A 2,489-nucleotide genomic window follows, 5' to 3' on the forward strand; every position below is an offset into this window, starting at 1 on the left:
GCGATGATGAAGGACTTCCGCTTCAGCCTGATGAAGTTCCGCGAGTGGAGCCGCTTCCGCCGCGCCGCCCTGGTCACCGACAAGGCCTGGCTGAAGGCGCTGGTCTCCACCCTCGATCCGGTCATCCCACAGGTCGAGGCGAGAGCCTTCGCCCCCGAGGAGCGCGAGGCGGCGATGCGCTGGGCGGCAGGGGAGAACTAGGTCTTCAGCTTGTAGCCCGTCTCGAACATCCACAGGCACAGGCAGGTCAGCGCGATGACCAGGCCCGCGGTCATGCCGACGCCGGTGAACAGGCTCGACTCCGCGTGGCCGATGAAGCCGTAGCGGAAGCCGTCGATCAGATAGAAGAAGGGGTTGAAGTGGCTGGCCGTGCGAAACGGCTCGGGCAGCCGCTCCACGAGGTAGAAGGTGCCCGACAGGAAGGTCATGGGCATGACGATGAAGTTGGTGACCACCGCCATGTGGTCGAACTTCTCGGCCCACAGCCCGGCCATCATGCCCAGCAGACCGAGGATCACGCTGGCCCCGGCGCCGAAGTAGAGCACCGCCCACAGGTGAGTGATCGGCAGGCCGGTGAACGGCAGGACCGACACCCAGGTCACCGCCCCCACCACGATGCCGCGCGTCGCCGCCCCCAGGGCGAAGGCCGCCACATGCTCCGGCGGCGACAGCGGCGGGGTCAGGAAGTCCCCGATCAGTCCATTCATCTTGGCCTGCAGCAGGCTGGAGGATGAGTTGGCGAAGGCGTTGTTGAGGATGCTCATCATGATGAGCCCGGGCGCGACGAAGGTCGCAAAGCCGATGCCCGGGACCGGCTGGCGGCTGGCGCCCACCGCCACCACGAAGATCATCATGTAGAGCAGGGCCGTGACCACCGGCGCGGCCAGGGTCTGCATCCCCACCTTCCAGAACCGCCGGATTTCCCGGAGATACAGGGTGCGGAACCCGGCCCAGTTGACGCCGTGATAGTCGCGCGGCGCGGGCGGGATGACGGCCTCCACGAGGGCCACGTCGTCGGGGACGTCCTTCATGCGCCTGATGTGCGCCCAAGCCGCGCGCGCCGCAAGAGTGCGGCAGGGCGCCGCAACATCTTGTTCCTGTGGATGAAAGGTAGGGCGCCTATTGTGGTCGTTAACGGCTTGTTTACGATATCTAGTGGTTGCTGAGAGATGAATTGGCTCGGCGCCACAAGATGTAGATCCAGGGGGCTGCGCGGGGCGGCGCCTGGGGGCTCGAGTAGATCGCTGGGAGGCGGACATGGGCTGGACGGAAGAGCGGGTCGAGATTCTGAAGAAGCTCTGGCAGGACGGCCTGTCGGCCAGTCAGATCGCCAAGCAGCTGGGCGGGGTGACCCGCAACGCGGTGATCGGCAAGGTGCACCGACTGGGCCTGTCGGGCCGTGCGGCGCCGTCGAAGCCGGCCCGCCCGGCCTTCAAGGCGCCGCGTCCGGCGCCCCGGGCCGCCGCGCCGGCCGCGCCGCGGCGGATCGCCCAGCCGCTGGCCATCGCCCGCCCGGCGCCGGAGCCGGTGCGCTATGTCGACGAGGCCCCCGGCACGGCGACCGTGCTGACCCTCGGCGCCCACATGTGCAAGTGGCCGATCGGCGATCCCGCCAGCGAGGAATTCACCTTCTGCGGCCGCCGGGCCTCCGACAGCCCCTACTGCATGGAACACCAGCGGGTCGCCTACCAGCCCTCGCAGACCGGGAAGAAGAAGGCGACCGCCGCCGAACTCGCCCGCTCGCTCCGCAGATACCTTTAGTAGCGTCGCGTCCTCCACGACTGAGCGCTCCAGCTTTGCGGCCGGAGCGCTCTTTTTCTTTGGGGCGGCGGGTCAGACGTAGACAACCAGTCCCTGGGCAGGAGTTGAATCTGGCCGGCGTCGATCCGTCTCGTTTGGGGCGAAGCGGGGGAGCGGCTAACTTGCGCCCATGACCGACGCAGTCGCCGACGAGACCGCCTCCAACGCCCGGCCCTATTCCGTCTCGGAGCTGGCCTTTGCGCTGAAGCGCACGCTCGAGGACGCCTACGGCTTCGTGCGGCTGCGGGGCGAACTCTCCAAGGTCACCCACCATTCCAACGGCCACGTCTACCTGACGATCAAGGACGAGCGGGCGGCGATCGACGGCGTGGTCTGGAAGGGCTCGGTCCGCGGGCTGAAGTGCCGGCCCGAGCAGGGGCTGGAGGTGATCGTCACCGGCAAGATCACCGCCTATCCGGCAGGCTCACGCTACCAGATCGTCATCGAGACGATGGAGCCGGCCGGCGTCGGCGCCCTGCTGGCCCAGCTGGAGAAGCTGAAGGGCCGGCTGGCCGCCGAAGGGCTGTTCGAGCGCGAGCGGAAGAAGCCGATCCCCGCCATGCCCGCGACCATCGGGGTGATCACCAGCCCGACGGGCGCGGTGATCCGCGACATCCTGCACCGCATCCGCGACCGCTGGCCGTGCCGGGTCGTGGTCTGGCCCGTGGTGGTGCAGGGCGATGCGGCCG

4 protein-coding genes are annotated in these 2,489 nt (G+C 68.4%); 3 read left to right on the forward strand and 1 reads right to left on the reverse strand.

All coding sequences use genetic code 11. The annotated features are described in order from the left end of the window. Nucleotides 1–201 (forward strand): STAS/SEC14 domain-containing protein (locus tag VHK87_RS10005; RefSeq protein WP_329634752.1); only part of this gene is annotated, 201 nt, incomplete at its 5' end. Here the strand turns inward: VHK87_RS10005 and VHK87_RS10010 are convergent. After that, complete coding sequence (locus VHK87_RS10010) at nucleotides 198–1,031, reverse strand: ABC transporter permease (protein WP_329634753.1); 834 nt, start codon at nucleotides 1,029–1,031, stop codon at nucleotides 198–200. The genes VHK87_RS10005 and VHK87_RS10010 overlap by 4 nt on opposite strands. Before the next feature lie 226 nt (nucleotides 1,032–1,257). On the opposite strand from VHK87_RS10010, the gene VHK87_RS10015 reads away from it, so the two are divergent. Continuing rightward, on the forward strand, nucleotides 1,258–1,761 hold the full coding sequence (locus tag VHK87_RS10015; RefSeq protein WP_329634754.1) for a GcrA family cell cycle regulator: 504 nt from the start codon (nucleotides 1,258–1,260) through the stop codon (nucleotides 1,759–1,761). Between the two features lie 169 nt (nucleotides 1,762–1,930). Continuing rightward, nucleotides 1,931–2,489: exodeoxyribonuclease VII large subunit (gene xseA, locus VHK87_RS10020; protein ID WP_329634755.1), on the forward strand; the 559-nt coding region annotated here is incomplete at its 3' end.

Origin of the sequence: Phenylobacterium sp. (genome assembly GCF_036263695.1) — a bacterium.
Taxonomy (GTDB): Bacteria; Pseudomonadota; Alphaproteobacteria; order Caulobacterales; family Caulobacteraceae; genus Phenylobacterium.

Coding starts and splice junctions, on each gene's coding strand:
- VHK87_RS10010 (WP_329634753.1), bottom strand. CDS start 1,031: ATGAAGGACGTCCCCGACGACGTGGCCCTCGTGGAGGCCGTCATCCCG.
- VHK87_RS10015 (WP_329634754.1), top strand. CDS start 1,258: ATGGGCTGGACGGAAGAGCGGGTCGAGATTCTGAAGAAGCTCTGGCAG.